At 67.6% G+C, this 26,221-nt stretch carries 23 protein-coding genes; 15 read left to right on the forward strand and 8 right to left on the reverse strand.

Annotated elements, in window-relative coordinates; genetic code table 11:
- Nucleotides 1-408: 408 nt before the first annotated feature.
- From KEG57_RS46200 to KEG57_RS46210, 3 genes are all read right to left on the reverse strand, one after another.
- Nucleotides 409-1,068, reverse strand: coding sequence for an HAD family hydrolase (locus KEG57_RS46200; RefSeq protein ID WP_272427564.1), 660 nt, complete (start codon nt 1,066-1,068; stop codon nt 409-411).
- A gap of 513 nt (nt 1,069-1,581) precedes the next feature.
- Nucleotides 1,582-2,412, reverse strand: coding sequence for a class I SAM-dependent methyltransferase (locus KEG57_RS46205; protein WP_272427565.1), 831 nt, complete (start codon nt 2,410-2,412; stop codon nt 1,582-1,584).
- Nucleotides 2,413-2,498: 86 nt separating this feature from the next.
- Nucleotides 2,499-2,717: a heavy-metal-associated domain-containing protein gene (locus KEG57_RS46210; RefSeq protein WP_272427567.1), complete on the reverse strand. Its 219-nt coding sequence runs from the start codon at nt 2,715-2,717 to the stop codon at nt 2,499-2,501.
- Nucleotides 2,718-2,875: 158 nt separating this feature from the next.
- On the opposite strand from KEG57_RS46210, the gene KEG57_RS46215 reads away from it, so the two are divergent.
- From KEG57_RS46215 to KEG57_RS46260, 10 genes are all read left to right on the forward strand, one after another.
- Nucleotides 2,876-3,094, forward strand: coding sequence for a hypothetical protein (locus KEG57_RS46215; RefSeq protein ID WP_272427569.1), 219 nt, complete (start codon nt 2,876-2,878; stop codon nt 3,092-3,094).
- Nucleotides 3,095-3,754: 660 nt separating this feature from the next.
- Nucleotides 3,755-4,864: a 23S rRNA (adenine(2503)-C(2))-methyltransferase RlmN gene (gene rlmN / locus KEG57_RS46220; protein WP_272427570.1), complete on the forward strand. Its 1,110-nt coding sequence runs from the start codon at nt 3,755-3,757 to the stop codon at nt 4,862-4,864.
- A gap of 442 nt (nt 4,865-5,306) precedes the next feature.
- Complete coding sequence (locus KEG57_RS46225) at nt 5,307-7,271, forward strand: hypothetical protein (RefSeq protein WP_272427572.1); 1,965 nt, start codon at nt 5,307-5,309, stop codon at nt 7,269-7,271.
- Nucleotides 7,272-7,501: 230 nt separating this feature from the next.
- Nucleotides 7,502-8,017, forward strand: coding sequence for a hypothetical protein (locus KEG57_RS46230; protein ID WP_272427573.1), 516 nt, complete (start codon nt 7,502-7,504; stop codon nt 8,015-8,017).
- Between the two features lie 87 nt (nt 8,018-8,104).
- Entirely contained in the window at nt 8,105-8,251 is a 147-nt protein-coding gene (locus KEG57_RS46235; RefSeq protein ID WP_272427574.1) for a hypothetical protein, read from the forward strand.
- A 387-nt stretch (nt 8,252-8,638) separates the two neighbouring features.
- The gene (locus KEG57_RS46240; protein WP_272427575.1) at nt 8,639-9,013 is read left to right on the forward strand and encodes a hypothetical protein; all 375 of its coding nucleotides are present in this window, start codon (nt 8,639-8,641) and stop codon (nt 9,011-9,013) included.
- Nucleotides 9,014-9,027: 14 nt separating this feature from the next.
- Complete coding sequence (locus KEG57_RS46245; protein ID WP_272427576.1) at nt 9,028-9,414, forward strand: DUF4280 domain-containing protein; 387 nt, start codon at nt 9,028-9,030, stop codon at nt 9,412-9,414.
- A gap of 8 nt (nt 9,415-9,422) precedes the next feature.
- Nucleotides 9,423-11,279, forward strand: a complete 1,857-nt coding sequence (locus KEG57_RS46250; RefSeq protein WP_272427578.1) for a type VI secretion system Vgr family protein — start codon at nt 9,423-9,425, stop codon at nt 11,277-11,279.
- Between the two features lie 13 nt (nt 11,280-11,292).
- Complete coding sequence (locus KEG57_RS46255; RefSeq protein WP_272427580.1) at nt 11,293-12,300, forward strand: hypothetical protein; 1,008 nt, start codon at nt 11,293-11,295, stop codon at nt 12,298-12,300.
- Nucleotides 12,301-12,308: 8 nt separating this feature from the next.
- The gene (locus KEG57_RS46260; protein ID WP_272427581.1) at nt 12,309-13,610 is read left to right on the forward strand and encodes an SEL1-like repeat protein; all 1,302 of its coding nucleotides are present in this window, start codon (nt 12,309-12,311) and stop codon (nt 13,608-13,610) included.
- Nucleotides 13,611-13,880: 270 nt separating this feature from the next.
- Here KEG57_RS46260 and KEG57_RS46265 read toward each other — a convergent pair whose 3' ends face one another.
- Entirely contained in the window at nt 13,881-14,306 is a 426-nt protein-coding gene (locus KEG57_RS46265) for a hypothetical protein (RefSeq protein ID WP_272427583.1), read from the reverse strand.
- A gap of 138 nt (nt 14,307-14,444) precedes the next feature.
- On the opposite strand from KEG57_RS46265, the gene KEG57_RS46270 reads away from it, so the two are divergent.
- Nucleotides 14,445-14,807: a hypothetical protein gene (locus tag KEG57_RS46270; protein ID WP_272427585.1), complete on the forward strand. Its 363-nt coding sequence runs from the start codon at nt 14,445-14,447 to the stop codon at nt 14,805-14,807.
- Between the two features lie 512 nt (nt 14,808-15,319).
- Entirely contained in the window at nt 15,320-15,910 is a 591-nt protein-coding gene (locus tag KEG57_RS46275) for an alpha/beta fold hydrolase (protein WP_272459697.1), read from the forward strand.
- An 84-nt stretch (nt 15,911-15,994) separates the two neighbouring features.
- Here the strand turns inward: KEG57_RS46275 and KEG57_RS46280 are convergent, their stop codons facing one another.
- Both KEG57_RS46280 and KEG57_RS46285 read right to left on the reverse strand, forming a co-directional pair.
- Nucleotides 15,995-20,743, reverse strand: coding sequence for a DNA glycosylase AlkZ-like family protein (locus KEG57_RS46280; RefSeq protein WP_272427589.1), 4,749 nt, complete (start codon nt 20,741-20,743; stop codon nt 15,995-15,997).
- Nucleotides 20,740-21,591 (reverse strand): Fpg/Nei family DNA glycosylase, encoded by an 852-nt coding sequence (locus KEG57_RS46285; protein ID WP_272427591.1) that lies wholly within the window; start codon nt 21,589-21,591, stop codon nt 20,740-20,742. The genes KEG57_RS46280 and KEG57_RS46285 overlap by 4 nt, the downstream gene beginning before the upstream one ends.
- Before the next feature lie 115 nt (nt 21,592-21,706).
- Here KEG57_RS46285 and KEG57_RS46290 point away from each other — a divergent pair, with 115 nt between their 5' ends.
- Complete coding sequence (locus KEG57_RS46290) at nt 21,707-22,108, forward strand: hypothetical protein (RefSeq protein WP_272427592.1); 402 nt, start codon at nt 21,707-21,709, stop codon at nt 22,106-22,108.
- A gap of 177 nt (nt 22,109-22,285) precedes the next feature.
- Nucleotides 22,286-23,146: a DUF6891 domain-containing protein gene (locus KEG57_RS46295; protein ID WP_372518241.1), complete on the forward strand. Its 861-nt coding sequence runs from the start codon at nt 22,286-22,288 to the stop codon at nt 23,144-23,146.
- 204 nt (nt 23,147-23,350) lie between these two features.
- Here KEG57_RS46295 and KEG57_RS46300 read toward each other — a convergent pair whose 3' ends face one another.
- Together KEG57_RS46300 and KEG57_RS46305 are read right to left on the reverse strand one after the other, a co-directional pair.
- Nucleotides 23,351-24,124: a hypothetical protein gene (locus tag KEG57_RS46300; RefSeq protein WP_272427595.1), complete on the reverse strand. Its 774-nt coding sequence runs from the start codon at nt 24,122-24,124 to the stop codon at nt 23,351-23,353.
- A 164-nt stretch (nt 24,125-24,288) separates the two neighbouring features.
- Nucleotides 24,289-24,735: a hypothetical protein gene (locus KEG57_RS46305; protein ID WP_272427597.1), complete on the reverse strand. Its 447-nt coding sequence runs from the start codon at nt 24,733-24,735 to the stop codon at nt 24,289-24,291.
- Nucleotides 24,736-25,222: 487 nt separating this feature from the next.
- Here KEG57_RS46305 and KEG57_RS46310 point away from each other — a divergent pair, with 487 nt between their 5' ends.
- A complete protein-coding gene (locus tag KEG57_RS46310; protein WP_272427599.1) occupies nt 25,223-25,657 on the forward strand; it encodes an FHA domain-containing protein in 435 nt (144 codons plus the stop codon).
- Nucleotides 25,658-26,221: the final 564 nt, after the last annotated feature.

The following is a 26,221-nucleotide window of genomic DNA, read 5'->3' on the forward strand; positions in this document are numbered from 1 at the left end:
CGCATGACGCTGCCGACCGGCTCCTGGCGATGATGGCAGACACAGATGACGACACGGAGGCCGCGCGGGCTGCGCACACGGCCGTCGCCAAGCTTCTCCGGACCATGAAACGGCGGTGACCCAACGAACCGCGGGCTTTCTCGTATCTCCGAGGGGGCTCGCATGGATGTTTGTCCGCGGGGTTTGTCTCGGCGCGGAGTCTGTGGTAGGGACTTCGGACCCCCTCATGCGCGAGTAGGGAGGAACCGTTGCCCCGGGTGGTCTCAGGGCGAATCCAGCGATACTCGCCCGGCTCTGCCCCGGTTTTCGGGTGAACGCTTGCCCTCGACATACCACCGCGCCAACTCCGGATCAGGCCCCGCACCCAGGTTTACGACGAGTTGCCGGTATTCATCGCTTCGCATTCAGCTATGTTGCCGCTCGTCGGGGAGGGCCTTGTACGGTCCAGTCGCTGTGACGGACGTCGATGACGGGCATGCCGGCGGCGCGGGCCGCGCTGACCCCTTCGTCGGTGTTCTCGAACGCCAGGCATCTGTGGGGAGCCACGGCGAGTTGCGCGGCGGCCAGCAGGTAGGCGTCGGGGGCGGGCTTGAGGCGGGTGACGTGCTCGCGGGCGACGAGGACGTGGAACAGGTCGGCGAGACCGACCGCGGCGAGGCCGGCGCGTACAACCTGGCCGTCGTTGGCCGAGGCCACGGCCGTGGGCACGGCCGCGGCCAGGTGCCGCGCGAGGGCCGTCACTCGCGTCACCGGCCGGACGAGGCTGGTACGGGCGAGCCAGTGGGATCGGGCACGGGCCACGAACTCCGCGTCCGTGCAGGGCAATGACAGGCTCAATTCGGCCCGCAACCAGTGGCGCAGGGCGGTGAGGTCGGCCAGGGGGGCCTCGCGAAGCCACGGTTCGGGGACGGCAAGGCCGAGTTCGGCGAGGGTCGCCCGGGCGGCGTCGGTGTTGATGGTGCAGGTGTCGACCAGGGTGCCGTCGAAGTCGAAGACGCAGGCCGCCGGTCGGACGGTGGTGAGGAGCTCGTGGGCATCGGCGAGGCATTCGGCCTTGGCTGGGGTCATTGCAGTGCGCAGCCGCGGCGACGACACCGACCGAAGAATGCCTGACCGAGGGTGCTACCCCCGGCCCAGCCATAAGCGTGCTGGCATGACGGTTCACGTCACCCTCCTTGCACCGTGGTACCTTCTGGCTCAGGACACTAGCGGGGCCAAGGCACCGTTCGCCATAGGACCTTGGTCCCATTGCGTGCCACCGGGTCAGCCTCCTGGGTGCTGCAGCGCGCCGATGTGGTTCACGATGCCGCGGAAAGGCTCCTGGCGCTGCTGTCGGATGCAGGCGTCGCGCACCATGCCGTCGGTAAGCTGCTCCGCACCATGAAAACCGCGATAGCTAGCCCGGCTGGTTGAAGCGTCGGCGCCTGCGCCTGCGCCGGCCTTTGACGAGCCGCCGGTACTCGTCGAACATCAGCGCCACAGCCTCTTGCAAGGTTGGAACAGGCGTGAGGGCTAAAGCACCTCCCCGTCGCCGATGGCAGCCTGAACGAGCGGTGGGCCGATCAGACCGAACGCATTGGCTCACCTCGACAGCGAAGGCTTCGTCGCGACCGCGTACAGCGCGTTCGTCTGTGCGGTGAGGGCATTCCGAGCACGGAGCGGGCCGAGGGTGTCGCGTTTGACGGCGTGGAGCGTGTCGGGATCGAGCCGGTCGATCGTACCGCGGTAGCCCGAGCCGAGGGCGATGGTCCACCAGTCATCCGGGAGATCGAGCGTCTGATGCGAATGCTCCGCGTCCACCGAAGATGCAGTCACGCCGGCCTCCGCGAGCATCTCGCGCAGGCTATCGGACGTGTTGATGCGCTCCCAGGGCCTGAACGACCGATAGAGGTCCGGGCGATGGCCGCGAATGGCCTCCCAGAATGCGGTATTGCCCGGTTCGAGGACGTCCGGCCCCCAGGTGGTGATTGCGAGGGTGCCGCCCGGTTTGATCCACCGCCAGAGCCGCTGCACGGCTGGAGGTATGTCGGCGGCGAAGAAAATCCCGAAGACACAGACGACGGCGTCGAAGTGCTCGGGCGGTACATCAATGGCCTCGAAGTCAGCGCAGCGGAAGTCGATGTTCTGGAGCCCGAGGGCGCGGGCTTTGGCGCGGCCTCGGTCGAGCAAGGCGTCGGAGAGATCCACGGCGAGCACGGAGCCCCGTGATCCGACGGCCTGAGCTGCGGGGATGGCGGACGCGCCACTGCCGCAACAGACGTCGAGGACACGGTCGCCGGGCCGGAGAGGGACACGCGAGACCGTGCCGTTGCCGATACGCGACCAGAACGCAAGGGGTGGATCGTCGAAATGTTCCGCAGCGGCGGAGTATGTAGCGGCGACGATGGATTTTGCGGGGGCGAGTTGGTTCATGGCCTTTCACCGGGAAATGAGTGTGCAACGAGGGCGCCGGAGCGCGGGCCGTCACCCCGAGAACACCGGCGCTTGCTCACCGCGTTTCAGGCAGCGCGGGGGCGCGACTCGTAACCGGCGTCGCCCAACGCATCGACGAGGGCATTCGTGGGCGCGCTCGACGGATCGTGCTTCACGAGGACTGTGCCCTCGCGGAGCTTTACGTCGACCTTCTCGACGCCGCCGAGTCCACGCAGTGCGCTGTCGATGTGGCGGATGCATGACGGGCAGCTCATCCCGTCGACCTGGAGCAGGGTTTCCTTCATGGCGTCTTTCCTTTTCGGGCGGCCCTCTTTGCCGCACACACCCGAAGACGCAGTCACCCCCGCTTCATTACACCCGTGCCCGACCGGCCCACACGTCGGCCCGAAAACGGCCCGACTGCGCCGCCTACGCCTGCCTCACTGTGGTGCTGATTCCTATCATGCGGCCCGAGCTGAAGCCCAGACCGGGAGCCCTGCCGGAGACCCGTGACGTGCTGAGGATCCTCGACGCGCTCGACGCGTGGGCAGCGGGGGTCCTTGCTTCGGCTGCTGAAGCGAACCCGAAGACCAGGCTCGATCGCATGGTGGCGGTCGCGGACGTGATCCGAACGCTCGTAAAGCTCGTCGGGCCCGAGGTGAGGGCGGCCGCGGGGGGTTGAAAGGGGAGGCCATCAGTAGGGCCTCCACGACCACGCCCACCACCGACGAGGCCACGTTCGACCGCGTGATGGCGGTGAACGTCAAGGCTCCCATCGCCCCTGGCATGGCCGCACGTGGGAGCGTCATCATCAACCTCTGGGCGGCAGCGTCTGGCAGGTATTGAGCCTCAAACGGGATGCAATCCCGTAGAGCGCGTGCTACACGAGGCATGCGCTGGTCCGGCCAGCGCCATGATGGCCTGAGTCACCCGATCCCCATCCGCTTCGAGGACGCACGTCGTCCTCTCGAATGAACCGCGCACGGAGGCCGTGCGCCCTTGGGTTTTAGAGTGATTCATGTCCGTGCTGCGACTGCACGGAGTCAGCGTCGCTTGGGCGGCGTCTGCTCCCATTTTTGAGTCGGTATCCCTCACGCTCGACCGCGGCTTCTATGGGCTCGTCGGCGCCAAGAAGTCGGCAGCGAGCCGGAACGTATGCTCCGGGCCGAGGCCGCCCACCTCTCGCCAGGGGAAGCGAGAAAGCTCGGGCGCCGTCGTGCTGGTTACCCACGACGACACCTTCGCCGCTCACGTCACGACGCGGTCGCTGCGCGTGGAGCACGGCACCGTCTTGTGAGCGCTTCCTCCCACCACAACCAACGTCCCTTCAGGAGCCATTGCCATGCGTCGCAGCGCCCTACACGAACTCCCGCACCCGCCTCCGGGCGTCCTCACCGAAGTTCACGCGTTCCTACGTGGGCTCGGTGCGCCTGCGTATCGCTACCACCAGTTGGTGTCGGCGTTTCAGCGCGGCGCGCAGAGTTTCAATGAAGTCCGCGACCTACCGAACGACATCCGACAGCAGCTCGTCTCGCGCTTCGGGCTGACCGTTCTTCCCCTCGAGGTCGAAAGGGTGCGTACGGGAGAGCAGGTCGAGAAGGTACTCTTCCGCACGCGATCTGGCGCGCGCGTCGAGACAGTTCTCTCGCGCTACCGCGCTGGCTGGTCGTCTGTCTGTGTGTCCACTCAGGCGGGCTGCGGTCTCGCGTGTTCGTTCTGCGCGACGGGCGCCTTGGGACTCGATCGCAACCTGAGCGTCGACGAGATTTGCGCTCAAGTCGTGCACCGACGCTGGAGCTCGGAGTTTGGCGGGGCTCCGAAAAGCGTCGCGTTCATGGGGATGGGCGAGGCTCTCGCAAACCCGAACGTGCTCACTGCGCTGAGCGTGCTCACGATGCCGGGCTATGGTGGGCTGTCACCGCGTCGAATCACCGTCTCGACGGTTGGCCTCGCGCCGGCCCTCGCGACGCTCACCGAAATGCACCCGCAGGTCACCCTGACGCTCTCGGTTCATTCTCCGTTCCCTGAACAACGCGCCCAGCTCATTCCGCTCGAGCGTCGGTTTCCCCTCGAGGAGAACCTCGAGATCCTGGATCGACACGTTCTACGCGCACGCCGGAAGACCTACTTGGCGTACCTCCTGATCGAAGGCCTCAACGACTCCGAGGCACATCTCGCTGCGCTCGCGCGACTCGTGCAGCGGCGATCCAGGCCCGAGCTCTTCCACGTAAGTGTCATACGCTACAACGTGGCCTTCGGAGCGGACCCGTCGTACCGCGCCCCGGCGTCTTCGAAGGTCGATGACTTCGTGGCGCGGCTACATCGCTTGGGCGTCAGGGCGACGCGACGACAGCAGTTCGGGGCAGACATCGACGCGGCGTGCGGCCAGTTGCGCGCTGAATCGCTGGTCCGCCTCGGTCGGCGCCGCCCCTCCGACGACCCGCGTGGATGACCACGGCTGGCTCAGTGCAGATCGGTCGCGAGCACCGACGGTTCTTTTCGGAGTTCGCGGATACGAGCGCCAACTTTCAGGCAGAGTGGCCTGGCTTCGGTTTGTCTCGGCACGGTTCCTCCCTAGCGCATGAGGGGTGTGCGAGATCCCTACCCACGGACTTCACGTCGAGACAAACCCCGCGGACAAACATTCGTTCGAGCCCCCTCGGAAGCGAGGGGGTCTAGCGCGCGTCGTAGCGTCGCTCGCGATCGTCAGTTGCTTGACTCCCTCAGTGGACTGCAAGGACGAACGAATACTACTTTGGTGGCATTGACGCGCGTACGCTGACGTGGATGCGGCGCCTGATGAGCTCATTGACACCGACCAACCGTTGTCGTCTTCTCTAGGGCTCCGCAACGCTGGCACGCGGCGCGGCGGTCCACCTACACGTGGGGTAGAGATGACGATCCAAAGGCACAAACCGTTCATCCTCGCAGCGCTGGTCCTCTTGCCGCTCGGGTGCTCCGCGACCGGTTCGCGCAGCGGTCTCGACCCCATCATCTCCGACAAGGCCCGCCCCCTGTCCGATGAGGAGGTCCGAACCGCGATCGTCTTCGAGGATCGCCTCGAGTTCCCCCTGGAGAGCGAAAACTGGCTCGACGAGGTCAGCCCCGGTGACGTCCTCGTTTCCGACCACGATGCGGGCTTCCTGCGTCTCGTCGAATCGATCGAGAGCAAGCCGGACGCGGTCGTCGTGTACACCGCGGACGCGGCTCTCACCGACATCGTCGAGCAGGGCGAGACGGAGACGACCGTCGACTTCGCCGCGCTCGAGCCCACGTCCGCGAATGGGTTCCCCGGGCTCTCGCCTCAGGCAACCGGGGACCTCCTCTCATTCGACGTGAGCCTGACCGGTCAGGTCCTCGACCTCGGCGACGGCGTGACGGCGCGCATCACGAACGGCTTCGTGTCCTTCAAGCCGTCGCTCGACGTCAAGCTCGCGATTGACGGTTCGAAGCCAGTCGAATTTCGGGCCATCGCCAATGGAGCATTTTCCTCCAAACTCGAGGTGGAGATCGAGGGAGCGTGGGCCCTCCACACCACAAAGGAGGTTACGGTCTGGCGATCCAAGGATTTTCGCGTGCCGATGCCCCCGATCGGATGGGTTCCCGTCTCGTGTACGGCCTCGCTCGCCCTCAAAGCGGGTTTCACGCTCGACGCGGACGGGCAGGTGCACGTCACACTGGGCCAAACCTTCGACTTCGACGGCTCGATGGGCGTCCGTTACGAGCAGGGCTCTGGCTGGGAAAAGGTGCGCTCGTTCAACCCGGCTTGGAACCCCGAGCTCCCGCAAATGGGTGCGGACGTGCAGGTGCAGGCGACAGGATACCTTGTCGGATCGCTGAAGGTCGGGTTTTACGGGTTGACGAAGGCTCTCGGCACGGGCGGTCAGCTAGAGATGTCCGCCAAGCCTTCGCTGCGCCTGAGCTATTCCTCCAGCGAGCCCGCGCCAGGATGGGGCCTCTACGGCGGCGTACAGGTCGACGCCACGCCATCCTTGAAGGTGCTCCACACGTCGCTCGCCAGCACGACGCTGAACCTCTACAAGGATGAAAGACGCCTTCTTCCTGCGGCCGATTCGAACGACGCCGCGCCCATCGACACGGGCAACTGTTCCGACGGACAGGAGGACGGGCTCGAGACGGCCGTCGATTGCGGAGGCGCGTGCGGACCGTGCAGCATGGGCGACGAGTGCGTCCTCGATGACGATTGCGTGAGCGGCGCGTGCGTGAGCGGAGAATGTACCTCGACGAATTGCGACAACGGCGTGCAGGATGCGGACGAGACCGGTGTGGATTGCGGCGGTTCGTGCCCGGAGTGCTCGGGCGGCGCGTGCCAGGATGCCGCGGACTGCGTCGGCGCAAATTGCGTCGATGGCGTCTGTGAAGCGCCGCTGGACTGCTACGACAACGTGCAGAACGGCGCCGAGACGGACGTGGACTGCGGCGGTCCCTGCGACCCCTGCTACGGGGACTCGCCCTGGAACTGCTACGACGGGGAACTCTCGGGCGACGAGGAGGACGTGGACTGCGGAGGCTCGTGTCCGCCTTGTGATGGGGGCGGGGGCGGCGGTGGTGGAGGAGGCGGCGGAGGCGGCGGGGGCTCCTGTGATGGAACCGGAGACTGCAATACGTGCGCCGCGTGCGCAGATCAGGGAGCGTGTTCGGAACTCCTGGATACATGCCTCGCAAACCCGGACTGCGTTGGTCTGTCGGATTGCCTGTCCCCGTGCAGCGACCAGACCTGCGTGGATGATTGCTACAGTACGTATCCAGGCGGTGACAGTGACCTCTTCGCATATCAATACTGCCTGATTTGCTCGGAGTGTTACGGCGACTGCGGGGGGGCCGGGCAATGTCAGTGATGCTCGACGCGGCAAGACCGATGCGTCCGTGGTTGGTCGTCGCGCTAGCCCTCCTTGGGTGCTCCTCCACGCCGAGATCGTACGCCCCTGCGTACGCGGCGCCGCCGGGCGCCCCGGGGGCGTACACTCCGCCGGGGAGCTACGCCCCAGCACCCGCACCGGGGTATGCGAGTACCTCGGGATATCAAAGAGGCCCGAGGATGGGTCCCTTTCCAGCCCTTCCTGCTCCGATGCCGACGTCGGTGCGGCTAACGCTCCACGGCGTCACCATTGCAATGGGGAAGATGGACGGGAGTGAATGGGACGGATTCGGTCGCATCGCGCCCGGGCAGCTCGAGCGGCTTGCAACCGCGCTGGGCGCACCAAACCCGTATGCCGAGGTGCTTGCCATCCTCGCCGCACCGGTAAATCAAGCCCTTGCCAAGCCCGAGGTGATCGGCCGCGCGATGTTGTTGACGGCCGCCGGCTACGGCCCCCCGACGCAGCTACGAGCTCAACGGGACACGTTCACGCCCACGTTTTCGGGGCCGCCCTCATGGAGCGGCGTCTCGACCAACGGGGCTACACGGTTGTCCGTCGAGGTCGCGGACAATGACGCATTCTTCCCGGATCCGGTTGGCTCATTCCAGATCAACAGCGCCGACATCATGCGGGCGGTCCGCGAAGGCAGGGTGGTGCAGATACGCGTCGACAATCAGACCAGCCGGCAAATCTTGTTCGCAGCGATATCCGCGATGCCAGAATGAACCGAACGCCGCGTGGTCTCCGCTCCCCGCCGTGTGCTTTTTGCCCATCCATCGTCGAGCCCCTTTACCTCTGGTATAACGACCCGCGTGGATGACACCACCCCCGAAGACCTCGCGCTCCGCAAGGCCGTACGCCTCGATCGCTACGCCGAGATCCTCGCGCACGTCGTCCACTTCGGGACCGACCGTACCGAGGAGGTCGTGCAGCGCTTCGGCCTCAGCCTCGAGCGCTAGCGTGCCGTCGATCAATCGTGGACCCGCGAGCTCGCGCTGGGCCTGAAGCGACAACAACGCGAGCAAGCCCTGCGATTCTCCGCCACGTTCAACAGCCGCAGAGAGCGTCTTGCCCGACTCCAGCCACCCATCGCATCGATCGGCGACGCATCCGCGAAGGCCGCCGCAACATCGCCCGAGCCCACACCTCCGGATGTCTCGGCGAAGCCCGCGGGCCTGCCGTCCTTCATGCTCGCCGCTGCCGCCGCGCCGGCAACTCCCTCGCCTGCGGCGGTGTCGCCATGGGCCTCCCCCGCGGCCATCCCCGTCCATACTGCGGCTCCGGCGACGACCAAGCCTTTGCCCTTCGTCGAGGGCATCCCCTCCACCGCGGCCCTGCAATCCGCCGTGGAACACGCACAGATGACGCAGGGGGCCCCGCCGATCGCGTCCTCGATCGGCGGAACGCTCCCGGCAAACGAGGAGATCTCTTCGATCGCTCGGAAGCTCCTCCCCTTCGGCGCCCAAGCTTCCCGCAACGAACCTCCGACACGCGAACCCGATCTCACGCTCGAACAGCACGCGTCCTTGCACGTCGAGCTCGACCTCGACCCCGAGCAGAGGCCCGAGATCCTGCGCCGTTACGGCCTCAGCGCCGAGCAACATGCGCGCCTTCATGCGACCTGGAACGCGCGCATGGCCGTGGATCCGAAGCTTGCTGCCGCGTGGCAGCAAGCCGTCGCGCAGTATCGCGCGTGGATGTCCGGCACGCGCGTGCGCTGACAGGAGCATGCTCGATGCCCAGGCTCGTCGTGAACGGCGCGAAGCTCGAGTGCAGCGAGGGGACAGCGCCCTCCACGCTGACGGTCCTGCCCCAGAGTCCCGCGGATGCAACCGAATTGCCGGTGGCCACGGTGCTCGATCACAAGCCGATGGTGAACATCGCGCCGTTCGGCATGTGCAAAACGCAGACAAACCCGCAGGTCGCGGCCGCGACGACGGCAGCGCAGGGCGTGCTGACCCCACAGCCGTGTGTACCGGTTATTCCGGCACCCTGGTCGGCGGGGGCGGCGAAGGTGACGCTACAGGAATTGAAGGTCCTCACAGAAGGGTCGACGTGTATGTGTCAATGGGGCGGAACGGTTGAAATCACGGATCCGGCCAATTCGGTCGAGGTCGAGTAACGGACGCCATGCAAACGACCACCCCCCCTTCCGACGGCCCCATCTCCCTCTCGGCCGCCGCCTTCGGCGCCGATCCTCGCCCCGTCGTCCAGCTCTCCGGCGTCGAGGAGGTCTCCCACCCCTTCCGCTTCGTCGTTCACATCGGCGTCGACGATCCCCGTGCCCTCGTCGATCGCCTCCTCGGCATGCCTGCGACGCTCACGCTCCGCGCGAGCAACGGGGCCGAACGCCGCATTCACGGCGTCGTCGAGCGTGCATCTGTCGGCACCTACCTCGCGGGGAACATCGACGGGCACGAAGCCGTCCTCGAGCTCGTGCTCGTGCCGCAGCTCGCGCTCCTCGGGCATCGCACGCTAAGCCGCGTCTTCCAGGACATGGCGATGCCTGCCGCAGCATCGAGTGTCCTCGCCGAGCATCGCGTCGCGTTTCGCTGGAACGCCGCGCATACGTACCCGCCGCGCGAGTATTGCGTGCAGTACCGCGAGTCCGATCTCTCGTTCATCGAGCGAATCGCTGCCGAGGCGGGCATCCACTACCACTTCGCCGACGCGGTCGAAGACACGGTGCTCGTCTTTTGCGATGCCGTGTCCCTCCTCAAGCCCGTTCCCGGAGCACCGCAGCTCAACGCGCGGCCGCTTGGCGACGACGTCGGAACGATGGCCAGCGATCGCCCATTACGCGAAGATCAAGCCGCCGGGTTCCACGTCACGCGTCGCGTGGCGCCCACGTCGGTGCTCATGCGCGACTACGACTTCGAGCGACCTCTGCTCGAGCTCCGCGGCAAGAGCGCGCCGATCGCATCTCCGATCCTCCACGAGCAGTCGTCCATTCCAGCGCAGCCCACGCCTGGTTTGTCGCTGTACGAACATCACGGCGAGTACGAGGAGAGCAACGTGGACGGGGTCAACGCGACTATCCTCCTCGAACAGCTCCGACACGACGCGGAGGTCGCGACGGGCGATACGGGCTGCCGTTTGCTCGCGCCGGGCTTCCTGATCGAGCTCCACGATCACCCGATCGCTGCGCTCAACGAGGCGTACGTCGTGACGCGCGTCGAGCACACCTATCAGCGCACGCGGTATCAGGCCCGTTTTCACGCGGTCCCGCAGCAGAAGCCCTACCGGCCAGCGCCTCCCGAGAGGCGTGTCGTTCAGACGCTGGAGAGCGCGACCGTCACCGGGCCCGCCGGCCAGGAGATCCATACCGACGAACATGGCCGTGTGCGTGTGCGCTTCCACTGGGATCTGCGAAGCGGTTCGGAAGAGCGAACGAGCTGTTTCGTGCGCGTCCTCCAGCCATGGGCGGGATCCGGCTGGGGATCGCAGTTCATTCCGCGGATCGGCATGGAGGTGCTCGTATCGTTCCTCGGCGGTGATCCGGATCGGCCCGTGGTGCTCGGCTCGATGGTGAACGCGACGCACCCGCACCCGTTCCCGCTGCCTTCGGCGACGCGTTCGGGCATCCGCACATCGAGCACGCCGAACGCGCGGGGCTACAACGAGCTCTCGTTCGAGGACGCGGCCGGCGCGGAGGAGCTGTTTCTGCGTGCCGAGCGAGACCTACGCGAGAACGTGCAGAACGACCGGCTGGTTCTGGAGGGACGACAAGTCCGTGCGGGAAGTGGCGAAGATGTGCGCAGAGTCGCCGCCGCTCGTGCCTGGATCCGTGTACACGTATCACAAGTATCACCAGTTCGCGAACGTTGCCGTTCACGTGAAGGCCTTGTCGGGCCCCCGGCAGGTGCCTCTCAAGACCGAAATCGAGAGCAAAACTGGCGGGAGGCGAGACAAGCTCAAGGAGGTCGTCGCTGCAATCGAGCAACAGGAGCGAAAAGAGCTCGAGGAGCTTGCCGACAAGGCGGGTAAGGACATCGCTCCCGTGGAAGTGAAGTGGGAAGGCCAGCCTGGCGGCTCGCATATCCACCACTTGCTCCGCATTCATAAGGACAAGACGCGCGTTCAGCTCTTCGACGCCAATGGGGGGAGCCAGTCGCGCGGCGCGATGGAGGCCGAGAAGGACGGCGAGGGGCGCTCCCTCGGCCGCAGCCTCGCCCCCGAGGCCGGGATGGGGGCGAACATGGATACGTGCGCCTTCTCGAGCATCTACAGCTTGCCCTCGGGAGGGCCGAATGGCGTGGGGATCCCCAGAGCGGTGCCCGATCTGCAAAAGCAAATCGAGGTCATGAAAAGGGCACGGCCCATCGGGCTCGCGCGGCTCGTGCTGACGGAGCGCAAGCCGACGAGCGAGCTCGCGCCCGAGGACGTGCTCTTCGTGAGCAAGCTGCTCCGGACCTACGGGGATCAGGATCATCAGAACTACACAGTGACCCGATACCTCTGGTCGCTCCGGAACACCCCGGGGTTCTCATCGGTGCAGCCGTGGTGGTTCCTGTTCTTGCCCATCGGCGCGCTGGCGCGTTGCATGTGGGCAGTGGGGGCGCGGAAAATGAAGCTCGCGGACTTCATGTCGAAACACGGCCCGAAAACGCTGAAGGAAAGCGACTGGTTCCGGTTCGGTCGCGATGGCGGTCTCTCGATCGACGTCAACTACTGCGAAGCGCAGATCCTCACCAACATTGCGGACCCAGCGTTCCCGGGACGCGCAAAGATCATCCGGCGCTTGAAGAGCGAGCCAGTGATGCCGAGCGGCGCGCGGCTCGTCGCCGAGGGAATGACACGCGTACCGCCCGCCTTTACCAAGCCGTTGCCTGGTGTTTCGGGGCCTCGCAACGTCATCCTGCCGGTCCACGAGAAGGACGGGAAAATCGGCCACACTGCGGAGGCCGTCCTCGCATGGGATTTTACGTATGCACGGGACGACGTCGAGGGGGCCGAGCGGCTGCGCACGCTCACAGGCCCGCTGCTCGATTATTTCAGGGAAGGATGAGGTCGGCGATGATGCGTGACGACAGGCTCGATGGGCGCAGGTGGAGCGCGAAATGGGCACTCCTCGCAGCGTTCGTCGGGATCGTGTGCTGCAACCGGGAGAATGTCACTCCGCAGCCGGAGGCCGCGGTCTCGAGCGTGCCCGCGCCGATAACGTCCGCGTCCACTTCCGCGAGCGCCGGGAGCCAGCCGCGGCGCGCGCCATGGCGCACCTCGCCGAACGCGCGATTCGAGGAGCTGGGCAAGCAATGCGACGACGGCGCGGCGACGGGCTGCGAAGCGGCGCTGGTCCTCGTGCTCGAGGCGGAGCACGCCTACGGTGCCAAACCTTTCGCAGAGCCCAACGTCGAGCGCATTCCGACCATCGCCAAGCGCGGCTGCGACCTTGGGAACAAGCTCGCTTGCGCGTTCATCAAGAGGGCGGAGGTCGACAAGCTCCCGGTGCGCCACGACAAGCGCTGGCACGAGATGGTGAGGGCTCTCTGCGATACCGGCGGCGATCCGCTGTGCTTCTCGTATCGCAACGGGGCACCTATCGATCGGATCAAGTGGACGTGGAAGGCCTGCGAACAGGGGATCGGCACGGAATGCTTGGCGCTGGTGACCAATGCTCGCGACTACGACCTCGAGGCCGACGCAGATCAGAAGCGATTCGCGCAAAAAGCTTGCGACGCGTACATCCAGACCTGTTACGATGCCATCGAGCGGCTCCTCCCGGAACACCCCGAGCGAACGGCATGGCCCGAGGTGCGCGCCATGCACGAGCGGAGCGCGACCGAGCAATCGAAGCGCTGCGCCGAGGGGCAGCCGACATGCGGTTTTGCCGCCTACGCGATGCTCGAGCTGGGGCGCGATTACGCGGAGATCCGCCGATACGCCGAGGCGGGGCTCGAGGACCGGGACGAGCTGGCCGCCTACGTCGTCGGTCGGCTCGCCGAGGAGGCCCTCGGGCAACCGGCCGATCTGGCGATGGCCGCGAAGTTCTACGAGAAATGCGGCTGGGTCGTGCGAGACTGGGAGAAGGTCTGTCACGCACGGCTTTCCGAGCTCTACGAGAAAGGAAAGGGCGTCCCGAAGGACACGAACCTCGCATTCAAGCACGCCCTGCTCGGCCGAAGTCGAATCCGCGTGACACCCACGACGTTGCGTTACATCCGCCTGTTCCGCGAGAAGTCGCCGCCTCCGTCGAAAGAGGAGCTCATGAAGGCGGTGAAGAGCGACTGCAACGAGAATGCAGACCCGCGTTGCCCGACGTTGTGGAAGCTCGTAGAGGAGGGGAAGCCGATTCCGGAGGCGTTGCCGGAGCGGTAGACAGCTCTGACTCGCCCGCCTCACGCCGCCCTGGGGGCCGCCGCGCCGCGGCAGCGAGCTCCCCGTCGTTCGCACCGCCCGAGGGCGACGCGCCGCACCCCGCCGCAGCGAGGAGCACGGCCGAAACGACGATGCTGTGGAACGTGGACGATGACGTCGGGTGCATGGCTCCCTTCGACATCGCCCCTCCTTGCATCGAGGACAAAAAACAAGGATTTCCGCGTCCTCCGGGGTTTGGCTCCGCGGTAGCTCGGGGGCTGGCGACGGCTGTCACGGCCTTGTGAACTGCGCGACGAGCAGCGCGATCCAGCCGGCGACGATCGCGACGGAGCTTGTCCCCGCGAAGGCGGCTGCGGCGCGCTGGCCAAGACCTCCAGCGAAGGCAAAGGCGTCGACACCGAGCGCGCGGAACACGTACGCCGTCGGGTTCACCCAGCCTCCGTACACGAGCAAGAGCGCGACCGTCGTCCCGCCGTTCGACACCGGCCAGCGGTCGAGCAGGAACGCGGCCACGGCCTGCATGAAGGCGAGCATCAGCCAGTCGAGGTGAGCAGCGGTCATCGCCTTATGACGCAGGACGCGCGCGCGATCGTGCATCCAGGGTTGCCGCGCAACGACCATCGACCAGCCGAGGAGCGAGGAGAACGCAATCTGGGCGCCCGCGTTCAACGCGAGCAAACGAGTGGGATCAAGCATGCGACCGTAGTACTGGCACGTCCGGTTGCGTTGTCCTTCCCGCCGAGCGCGGGTATACGACGCCGCAACGCCTCGTACGCGCTCGCCTCCTGGAACGGTCCTGCGAGGCGATGTTCGATGGGCTATCCTGGGACCCGCATGACCATCGCGCGGCGAGGGAGCCACCGACTGAGCATCGACGGCCACGAGCTGCGCTGGTGGGTGCGGCGCTCGGGGGCGCGCGGCTGCCCCGACTGCGATTCGCTCGCCGTCGTGATCGCCGCGGCCTCACGAAAAGGGTGCGCCGTGCAGATCTACATCCCCGAGCCCTACGGGCCCGATCGGCCGATCACGCCCGCGTTCGTCGCCAGGATCGCGCGCCTGGCCCTGGCCTCGGGCTGGGAGCCTGGCGTGGGGAGCGGACCTTTCACCATGCCCTCGGGCGAGCTGGGGGACATCCTCGCCGATCATGCGCGATCCAGCGCGTCCAGGAAGGCAGACGTGTCGGTGGAATCGGCGTAGTACGGTGGCACGTGCGGAATTCGGAGGTGGTCCGGATGCCGCGCCCAATGCCGATGCGCCCACGTCTGTCGGGTTGAACGTCAGCTCGTTTGTCGGCGGAAACTTCACGCGTGGGATCGGGGCCGGGGGTCATCGTCTATCTCCTCATACAGACGGAGCTGCGGACCGGCGTCACACTTTGGGTATCCCGCGCGACGATGAAGGCCATGAAGCCGCCTCACCCGTTCGTACCTTCGTCGTCACGGTCCACCAAGCGTTTGCTCGTGCTCATGTTGGTTGCGCTTCCCTGTGCGGCGAGCTGCACGGAAGCGGGGCGCGACGGCTTGCTTGTTCCCGATCATGCGCGTGCGCCCGAGACGAGCACGGCGGCGGGCGCAATCGGTGCCGCCGGTTCGGCGAGCGCGGCGGGCTCCGCGAACGCGAGCGCCTCCGGCCCACCGGCGAGCCCATCCGCGCCCCCGGCGGGAGATGCCAGCGCACCCGCGAGCCCGGCCGTCGTCGAGAAGCTTCCTGTGCCTTTTGACCTGCCGGCGTCGATCGTGAAGAGCGCGGATGGGCGCCCGCCGCGCATCGTATTTTTGCCCGGCCTTTGTTCGAATGCGGGCGCCTACCTGTGGGGTTTTGCAGAAGCGGCGCGTGCGCACGGCGGAGCCGTCGCGATCGACGGCGATAAACCGTGTGGTGGTTTGCAGGATTTTCGCAGCATCTCCTCGGATCCCAAACACGAGGAGCCGCGCATCCAGGCGGCTCTCGCCGCTGCCGGTCACGCGACGCCGGCATCCGCCGATGTCATTTTGGTTGGCTATTCGCTGGGCGCGACGCTCATCGAGAACTTGGTGAAGGCGTCGCCCGATCGGTATCCGCGCGTGGTGCTCATCGGCTCGCCGCGCGATCCGCGGCTCGATTGGCTGAAGGGTGCTCGCGCGGTGGCGACGATGTCCTGTTCGTTCGACGTTCCGCGGCGCATGAAGGGCGCGGTGCGGATGCTCGAAGGGGCGGGCATCAGGTCCTCGTATTTCGAGATGCCCGGGTGTACCCACGGCAACCTGGCGGAAGGGGATCGTGTGTTTTCGGAGGTGCTCACGTGGATCACGAGCAGCTAGCGGCCTGAGCAAGGCGCGGCGTGGTTCCAGGCGCATTCACATGTCCAGGGTCCGCGCGATAGGTCTCGCGGCCGTACGCCGAGGTCATCCGTCGAAATCGTCTTCGAGATCGAGGAGGTCGCCATCGTCCTCGGGCGGCGGCGCGTGTTCGCTACCTTGTGGCGTGGGCGTTGCCGAGGCGAATTTGCTCGACCAGGGCCTTCCCCAGCCGCCGGGCGCGCCGAAAGGCCGCGAGGGGGGCGCCGCGGCGGCGGCTTGACGCTTGAGGAATCCCTGGCTCGTCGCGACGAACCCCACTTCTTTCAAGGCGTCCGCGAGCGGCGAGCGGGCCGTGGGTTCGCCGTCGACCGTGGCGATGAGGACGATCCGCGCGCGACCTTCGTCGACGAGGTCCGCGAGCGCGCGGGCGAGCGCGCGGCTCTCCGCGGTGCGCTCGGGCTCGTCGCGCGGCAGGAACGTGAGGAGCCCGCGCTCGCTTTTGCCCATCCAGGCGAGCAATTTGCCGTCGTGGAGAAGGACGCGCGCGCCGGCCGCGCGTTTTGGCCGCGAGGCGCCGCGGCTACCGCTCTCCGGCTCGGCGTCGTCGCCCGGCCAGCGCACGGACGCGCCAAAAGGATTGGCCGGATCGGCCGCCGAGAGAACCAGCGTGCGGCCCTCGGCCGAGGGCTCGCGGAAGGAGCGGAGTCGATCGTCGGCGCCCGGAAGCGCGAATTGCGCGGCGCCGAGGCCCGCGACGAAATAGCCCCGACGAACCCTGCCCGCTTCCTCCATCGCGCGGAGGACATCGTATACGGCGGAAAAACCGCCCACGAGGCCCTCGGCATGCGCGGCTTCGCGGGTGAGCACGCCGTGGCGATCGAGGAGAATACGCGCGAGCGCGGCGCGGCGCTCGGTTTCGCTGGGGCCGTTCTCGGAGGCGGATGGCAGGAGCGACCAGCGGCCCTCGCTGCCAGGCGGTCCCGCGCGACGGGCGCCGAAGAGACCGCCGCGGCTCGAATGCCGCCGACCGCCGCGTTTTTCCTCGCGGCCGAGGGAACGCAAAGGCGCGAGCGTGTCGTTCGTGACCTCGCCGGCCCATACGAGCTCCCACAACGCGGCGAGCACGTCGTGCCCAAAGCCGCCCGTTTCTCGCAGGAGATCGCTGAAAAAGACGGCGCCTCTCCGCGCGAGGGTCTCGCGAACACGCGCGGCGAGCGCGCCCTCGGCTTTGCCGGGCGGCGGCGCGAGATAGGGATAGGCCTGCGAGAGATACAGGGCGATGCGACCCGAGGAATCGCCGACGGGCTCGACGCCGCGCCAGATGACCTCACCGGCGGCGCAAAGCGCATCGAGATCGCCGGGGCGATACCCGTCTACACGCGCCGGGAGGATCTCGGCTTCGAGCGCGGACGCGACGAGCGGCGCGCCTTGCAGGAGCTCGACGGCGTAGAGCAATGCCTCCTGGCCGCGGCGCGGGCGCGTGAGGCCGTGCCATTCCACGAGGAAACGCGCGTATGCCTCGGGCGGGACGGGCTCGACCTCGGCGCGGAGGCGCGCGAGGGAGCGTTGCTTGAGCGAGCGGAGGACCTCGGTGTCGCAATACTCGCGGCCGGATCCGCCGGGCAAGAGCTCGCCCTCCGTGACGCGGCGGCGCGTGGCGAGGATGGCGAGCGCCGCCCGCACGGGGCCGACGCCGAGGCCGTAACGTCGCGCGACGTCCTCGGCACGGAAGGGGCCGTGTGTCCGGGCATAACGGGAGACAATGTCGACGAGCGGATCCGCCGACGGTTCGAGGAAGGCCGCGGGCAAACCTCCCGGAGGCACGACGCCGAGCGCATCCCGCAGGCGCCCCGCGTCTTCGGCCGCGACGAACCGTCGTTCGCCCGCGATCGTGACCTCGAAGATGCGCCGCGCGCGCGTGAGTTCGTCCAGAAAACCGGATACGCGGGTTGCGCCTCCGCCATCTTCGTCGGTCCCGGCGCGCGCAAGGATCTCAGCCCGCGAAAGATCACCGAGCGAGAGCAGGAGATCGTGGACCTGATCGGCGTGCTTCAGGGGGCGTTTTCCGTCGAGGCGCTGGAGCGAACGCGCGAGCAGCTCGATCGAGGCCGGATCGAGTAGCTCGCGCATCTCGGCCTCGCCGAGCAGTTCCCGCAGGCGCGCGTGGTCGATCGCGAGCATCTGCGCCTTGCGCTCGGCGAGCGGCAGATCGCCGTCGTACATGAAGTTGCCGACGTACCCGAAAAGCAGCGACGCGGCGAAGGGTGAGGCCGCGCGGGTGTCGACCTCGTGCACGCGGACCTTGCGAGATTCGATCTTCTTCAGCAGGTCGATGAGTGCCGGCAGATCAAAGACGTCGCGAAGAACCTCGCGGTACGTTTCGAGGAGAATGGGAAACGAGCCGTACCGCGCGGCCACGGCGAGCAGGTCCGAGGCGCGTTTTCGCTGGGCCCAGAGCGGCGAGCGTTTGCCCGGGCGCTTGCGCGGCAAAAGCAAGGCGCGGCCGGCGCATTCGCGGAAGCGGGCGGCGAAGAGCGCGGAAGCGCCGAGGCTGCGGACGACGAGATCCTCGACCTCGTCGGCGTCGGGGAGCAAGAGGCGCGCGTCGGGCGGGCCCTCGGATTCGGGGAAACGAAGAACGACGCCGTCGTCGGCCCAGACGGCCTCAATTTCGAGGGCGAGCTCGGCGCGGCAGCGCTCTTCGATGGCGCTCGCGAGCGGGGCGTGTACGCGCCCGCCGAAGGGCGAGAGAATGCAGACGCGGGTGTCGCCGACCTCGTCGACGAAACGTTCGAGCACGATCGTGGTGTCGCTCGGGACCTCGCCCGTCGCCGCGGCTTGATCACGGACGTAACGAATGAGGTTTTTCGCGGCGCGCGTGTCGAGGTGGTGTTTTTCGCGCAGGAGGCGCTCGGCCGCGACGTCGTCGGCCTTTCCAATCTCGCGGGCGACGCGGCCGATCTCGGTCCCGAGCTCGACGTTGCGACCCACGCGATCGCCGCGCCAGAAAGGCATTTTGCCGGGTTCGCCGGGCGCGGGGACGACGAGGACGCGGTCGTGCGTGATCTCGGTGATGCGCCAGGAGGACGCGCCGAGGACGAAGACCTCCCCTTCGCGCGCCTCGAAGACCATCTCCTCGTCGAGCTCGCCGACGCGACGACCGGGTTTGCCTGCGGATTCCTCCGTGGCGAGGAAGACGCCATAAAGGCCACGATCGGGAATCGTGCCGGCATTGACGACCGCGAGGCGTTTGGCGCCTTCGCGCGCGCGGATCGCGCCGGTCGTCCGGTCCCAGACGATACGCGGGCGCAATTCGGCGAACTCGTCCGAGGGGTAGCGACCGGAGAGCATGTCGAGCAGGCCCTCGAAGCTCGCGCGCGGGAGCTCCGCGAAGGGTGCGGCGCGACGAACGAGCGAAAAGAGGGCGTCTTCGTGGATGGAATCCATCGCCGTGATCGCGATGACCTGCTGGGCGAGGACGTCGAGGGGGTTTCGCGGGTAAAACGTGGCCTCGACCTTGGCGTCGATCATGCGGCTCGTGGCGGCCGCGCACGCGAGCAGATCGCCGCGGTGTTTCGGGAAAACGACGCCGCGCGAGGTGGCCCCGACGGCGTGGCCGGCGCGGCCGATGCGCTGGAGGCCGGCCGAGACGCTGGGCGGGGATTCGATCTGGACGACGAGGTCGACGGCGCCGAGGTCGAGGCCGAGCTCCAGCGAGGAGGTCGCGACGATACACGGGAGGCGTCCCTCTTTGAGGGCTTCCTCGATGCGCGAGCGTTCGTCCCGCGCGACGGATCCGTGGTGCGCGGCGGCGATCTCGGCGCCTGCGGCCTCGTTGATCGCCGCCGCGAGCCGCTCGGAGAGCCGGCGGCTGTTGGCGAAGATCATGGTGGATCGATGCGCGCGGACGAGCTCGACGAGGCGCGGGTGAATGCTCGGCCAGATCGATCGCGCCGCCGGATCCGCATTCGGCCCCTTCCCCGCGTCCTCGCCGGGTTCGCCCATGCGGGTCATGTCGTCGCGGGGTTTGGGGGCGTAGCTCCGCTCGCGGAGCGAAGCCCCCAAATCGTCGACTGGGACTTCAATCGAGAGCTCCAGCGATTTTGGCGCGCTCGCATCGACGATGGTGACGGGGCGCGGGACGAACTTGCCCTGGTCGTCGATCTCGCCGCCGCCGAGCAAGCGCGCGATTTCATCGAGCGGGCGCTGCGTCGCGCTGAGGCCGATACGCGTGGTCCGCGGCCCCTCGCCGCGCAGGGCTTCGAGCCGCTCCAGGGACGAAAAGAGGTGCACGCCGCGCTTCGTGGCGGCAAGGGAATGGATTTCGTCGATGATGACGGTGTCGACCGAACGCAAAATCTCCCGCGCGTTCGAGGTGAGCAGGAGGAAAAGCGATTCGGGGGTGGTGATGAGGATGTCGGGCGGGCGTTTTCCGAGGCGCGCGCGCTCCTCGGGCGAGGTGTCGCCGGAGCGAATCGCGACGGTGGGGACGCGGAACGGGATTTCGAGGCGCTCGGCGGTCTTCGTGAGGCCCGCGAGCGGGGCGCGGAGGTTTCGCTCGACGTCGGCGGCGAGGGCCTTCAGCGGCGAAACGTAGAGAACGCGGCAACGAGCCTCTTTCGGAGGTTCGTCCGAAAAGACCAATCGATCGAGGGCTACGAGAAACGCGGCGAGCGTCTTGCCGGAGCCCGTGGGCGCGAGGAGCAGGGTCGACTTGCCGGCCTGGATCGGCGGCCAGCCTTTTTCCTGGGCCTCGGTGGGTCCGGGAAAGGCGCTCTGGAACCAGGCGCGCGTCGCCTCGTGGAAATGGGCGAGCGCGCCGCCTTTCGAGGTTTTCGCTCGGGTCCGCGTCACGCGTGTGCCTCCCGGTGCGCTGCGCGTCGAGGTGCCTGACATCGGGGACAAGAATAGGTGGAGCGCCGCGCCTCGCCCTGGCGGCGCATTTCGATGAGGGCGCCGCAATCGTAGCAGGGCTCGCCCGCGCGGCGGTAGACGGAGAGAGGGCCCTCGCCGGGACGCGCGCCCTCGCGGGTCGTTCGTGTGTGGCCATTATGCGCGCCGGGTCCGCTCGCGTGGGGTTTGGCGGTAGCGTTGGCGACCATGATGCGGCGGGCGAAGGCGAGCAGGCGCGCGAGCTCCTCGTCGGAATGGGCGTCCACGGGGGCGAACGGATCGAGCCGCTCGTGGAAGAGGATCTCGCTTTTGTAAACGTTCCCGATCCCGGCGACGACCTGCTGATCCATGAGCGCGTCGCCGATCTCCTTGTGGCCCATACGCCGGAGCCGGGTGAGCGCGGCGGCCTCGTCGAACGCGGGAGCGATGAGGTCCGGGCCGGGCCTGCCGATGGCCGGATCACCGGCGAGCAAGCTCGCGCGGACGAGGCGCGCCACGGGCGCGCGGAAGCAGACGGCGACGAGGCCGGGGACGGCGAGCACGACCGTGGCGAAGGTCGGAGACCGGCGCCAGCGCTCGTTCTCGCCATAAAGGTGCCAGGCGCCGCCCATGCGGAGGTGGGTGTGGAGGACGGTGCCCTCGTCGAAAAAGACGAGCAGGTTCTTGCCTCGCGCCTCGATCTTGGTGACGAGATGGCCCGTCAGGCGGTCGATGGACTGGTGCCGAAGCAGGAGCGAACGCACGGGCTGTCCCACGAGCCGCGGGCCGAGCGCGTTGGCAATGCGGTGGAGGGTGTCGCCTTCGGGCACGGCTCCGTCGTAACAGCGGCGAGACGGTCCGACAAGGGATCGGGCACGGACGCAGGGATACCTTCCCTTTTCCGCGGTAAAACGCGACAACAGCGACGTGCGTCGAGGGTTCGGAGTGCTCGTCAGGTGGATCGTGGCCCCGGCCGGCTGCGGCGCGCCTCCGCCGGCGCCGCCCCCGCACCGCGCGGCCGCGACCGCTTCCGCTCCCGCTCCCGCTCCCGCCTCCGCCTCCGCCCCCGCCCCCGCCCCCGCACCGCCGCCGAAATCCGCGCGGGCCGAGGCGGCCGAGCGTATCCTTTACCTGGCGACGCACCTGCGCACGACGGAGCTCCGCGAGGCTTGTCCCGAGACGCTCGCCGAGGCGCCGCGCGTGCGTTGCTTGCTGTCGCTGCGGTATGCGGACAACGCGGCCTCGAAAAAACTCGCGCTCGATCTCTACGAGGAGACGGGCTCGCTCGCGGGGCTCTTGCCCGAGGAGGAGACCGAGGGCGGGCGCGGGCAGAGGGTCTCTGGATGATCGGAGGGTAGGCGCTCAAGCGGTCGCCCGCGCGCACCGTGACGCCCGCGTGCACGTTGAAGCCCGACGCCTCCGCGGCCCATGGGGCCTTGCCCGCAGCGCGGAAGCGCGCGTCATCGAGCGCGAGCAAGGTGCCGTTTGCCCCGACAGCATCAATTCGGTACATTCCGCGGCCTGATGGACACAGCAGCGAGTATCGCCACAGAATATGCTCACCAGCTCAACGCGGACGCCCTCCGCCGCGCGCGCATCTTGGTGAGAGGCACCGCGGAGCGCTTCAAGACGCTGGACGGCAGCACCAACTACATCCTCGCGTGCGCGAGCGAGGCCGCGCCGGAAGTCGTGGCGGCGTCGGCCACGAACACGTTTCGCGCCTACTGCAGGGCGCTCTGGAGCGAAGACTTTGCGCTCGAACAGCGGTGGACCGACCGCACCACCAACGACGCCATCGACGAGGCATTCACGAGGCTCGATCGCAGCGGTATCGTGGCGATGCAGAACGCCGGCGGAACCCAGGCGATGGGATGGGCCGAGGTCAACGCGCGCATCGCCTCGCTCAGGTCGAAGAAGAAGAAGGTGCTCGGCGCGGTCTTCTACCACTCCCAGGATGTCGAGCGCGGCGTCGAAGGCGAGGGCCTCCTTCTGACGTTCGGCGCGCTGGACGGGACGGACGAGAGCGCCTCCGCCGTCGCGAACGCCGTCCTCGACGCCCTGCGCGCCGAGGGGGTGGCCTGCGAGTGGAGCGGTGAAATCGACGCGCGCATTCGCATCGCGCCGTTCGCGTGGAAGATGCGGAGATGGACGAAGCCTCCGGCGAGGCAGACTCCCGTGCCGTGGCGGACATTCGTGCATCCCGACGGGCGCGTGTGGTCGGTCGCGGGATTGAACAACCGCGTCTGCGTCCGGATGAAAGACATAGACGGCGACATCCTCGAGCGTCAGACGGCGTCGAAGAACATCGCGACCGACGTGGCTGCGCTGACCAACGAGCAGCTGGCGGAGGGCTTCACGCCAAGTGAGTCGTCGATGATGATTTGACAACGCGCGCCGGAGCCAGAAGTGGCGGGAGAGCACGCGCGCTCTTGCGCAGCACCGAGCGCGGTGTCAGCCGCCGTAGGTAGCGCAGGAAGCGCGTGACCACGTGCTCCACGTGGTCGGCTACGCCGGGCACAACCGATTGATGGACGGCGTCGCGCTCCCGTCCCGCGAAGCCTGCGCCGAAGAAGAGAGGGGGACGGTTTTTTACCGAGAAGGCGGGGCTTCGATCGGTCGCGCCAGCGCAATCGCGAAGGCCACGTCCGAAGGGCTCGGCGTCATTGCCGCGCGACGCTCGATCGCTCGCGCGAGCTCGTGGAGCGGAACCCCGTCGTCCAAGGCCGTCCTCGCGATTCGGGCCGCTTCTTCATCGGGAATGTCGAGCCGCTGCGAGCATAGGAGGAGAAGGTCGCCCGCGCCGAGTTCGACGGCGAATCGGTCGATACCGACCCCCGATGTGGCGAGTGCCCCGAGGCCGTTGACCATGATGTTGAGCGGGATCTGCGCAGGGTCGATGTCGCGGAATTGCGGTGTGCGATCTCCGACGAGGTGCATGTAGTGCTCGACCACGAGGTTCTCGAAGTGGTCGGCGCCTGCCCGGAAGAGGAGCGCTCGCCCGATCCCCACGTGCGCTCCAAGCACGCGAGCGCCGTCCAGTCGCGTGGCGGTGCACCCGGCCATGAGGCTGGCCGGGGAATGCTTCGGGGGACCGGCAAGCTCCCTGTCGATGTCGGCAAACAGGGAGGCGAGCTCACGCGCTGCTCGATCCCCCGAGTCCGCCGCGTGCTTCTCGTATTCGATGTCGGCAGCTCGTGCCACCCCGCCGGCCCAGCGCGCGAGGTCCGGAACGCCATCAGCGGCCCCCACGAACCTGGCCTCCGCGGCAGAGGTCGAGCCTCGCGCCAGAAGCCCGCGCACGGTCAATCGTGCGCCGAGCCACCCCGTGCCGTGTCCGCCCGTCCCGCCCGAGACAACGAGCAATCCCTCTCGAGCTCCGGCGGCGACATCGACTGTCTCGCTGCCGCGCGAAGCGCACAGACCCAGGGCCCACTCAATCGTGAGGGCGGTGGGGGCGTGTTCGGCCATCGGTGCCATCAGAGCCCTGCAGGACCTGCTCGGTCAAGTGCATTGCCCGTTTGTCCACGTCAGAGCGGCACGTCGGAAGAGAAGTCCGGATCGTTCATATCGAACATACCGACGAAGCCCATCATGATCTCGACGTTCTCGTCGAGTCGGAAGCGAGACACGCTCGGGGTGGCGACCTGCTGGAGGGCCTCCCCCTCGTCGTCGGCGGCGAAGTCATACTCGAGGATGAGCCGCCGGAGCTGCGGGGCGGAGAGCGGTGGCAGGTTCGCGACCTGGTTCGCATCGAGCCTCAGGGCGGTCATGTGCGGGTGCGCATCGAGAGCGGCCTGGAGGACGGCTTGCTGCCCTGTCAGGTCGAGGAACCAGGTGCACAGGCGTCGGAGCCCGGGCAGGGGGTGGGAGGCGATGAAGGCGAGCCACTCCGGCGTCCTCACGGTCACATGCGTGAGCGCCTGCCACACGCCGCTGGACGCGAGAGACGCCGTCGAGTTCCACGGCCAGCTCATGGGAGGCGCGCCGCTGAGGGTCTGGCCCGGACCAGTCGATGAAGGTCCCGCCGCCCTCGTGGTACACAAGCCCCGGGACGAAAGGCAGAACCGGTGGCTCGCCTCGCTCGAAGGCTCGCACCACCGCCACCGCGAGCTTCGTGGGGAGTGCCGCGCCGGCGACGATCCAGACCGGATCCCCCCCACCGTCATCGCCCACCGTGTACCCACCACGGTCCGGCTGGACCGCACAAAGTACAGGCCCCTTTGGCCGCCGCAGGCTGCAGTAATACTGGGGAGGCTCCCCATACACCGGGAGCACCACCAGTTCCTCGGAGCCCCGGCTGGTCTCGAACATCCCGCTGGCCAGCTCGGCCTCCAGTCCCAGGTCTTCCTCGCTCTCCACCCGTGCTTCGCCCTCGGACATGCTTCTCGGTGATACCACAGTCATCAAGGCATCGACTGCGTCCATGGTGAGCCTGTCGGGGGCACCGAGGGCGCTCGCCTCATGCTCCTCGCCGAGGGACATGGTGAGAGGAGCGAGAGCGTCGACAGGGACCGCGCGATACGTTCCTATCCTGCGCACGAGCATGGCCTCTCCTCCGGCGCAGCCACCCACGATCGCCCTGGTCCTCTCCTCCTCGCCCCGGCTTCGGACCAGGGCAGCACCCATGGCACCTTCGTCAACCACTCGCCGGTGCACAGTGTGCAGGTCAGGCTGGGCGATCGGATCGTCGTCGGCTCGACGATGCTGGTGATCCAGGATCTCGATGGGCCCCGTTTCATCTCCTACGGATACGATCCGTCGCTGATTGACAGCCAGACGGGCGCCTACAACCGGCGTCATCTAGACGAGCAGGTCAGCCTCGAGCTGGCGCGACAGGGCAGCGCACCGGCGCGGCGAGATGGCGTCGCTCGCCCTCATCTGCGCCGCGCCGAGTAGAGGATCGGAAGGTGCTCCCGGGGAGTGGGTGCGAGAGCGGTAGAGGATCGGAAGGTGCTTCCGGGGAGCGGGTTGGAGAGCGGTAGAGGACTGGAAGGTGCTTCCGGGGAGCGGGTTGGAGAGCGGTAGAGGACTGGAAGGTGCTTCCGGGGAAAGGATCCGGGGCCGGTGCAGGACCTCTCCGTGGTGACGGGGAGCGGTAGCGATAGCGGAAGCGGAAGCGGGAGCGGGAGCGGCAAGCGAAATCTGTTTGTGTACCGTTCTTGGCATTGCATCGTGAAGGGTTGAGCCCCGCCGCCGGCTCGTTACGAGGAACAGCGCGTCGTGGAATAACGGCTTGAGCGCTGCCTGCCTCCGCCTGGTAGACCTGAGCCGCTGCGCCGGGGCGCTGCCCCGGGCCCCGCGGGGGCTGTTCGCCCCTCGACCCGAACCAGGGCCTGAGCATTGGTCTCATCTCGCGAGCCCATTCTCCCTGAGCACCCGTAGCATCTCTGCTGCGGGTGCCAGTCGTTCGAGCCCGCGGCTGATGGTGACGGATCCGGGGGGTCCTCCGGAGGACTTGCC

Source organism: Polyangium jinanense, assembly GCF_028435365.1.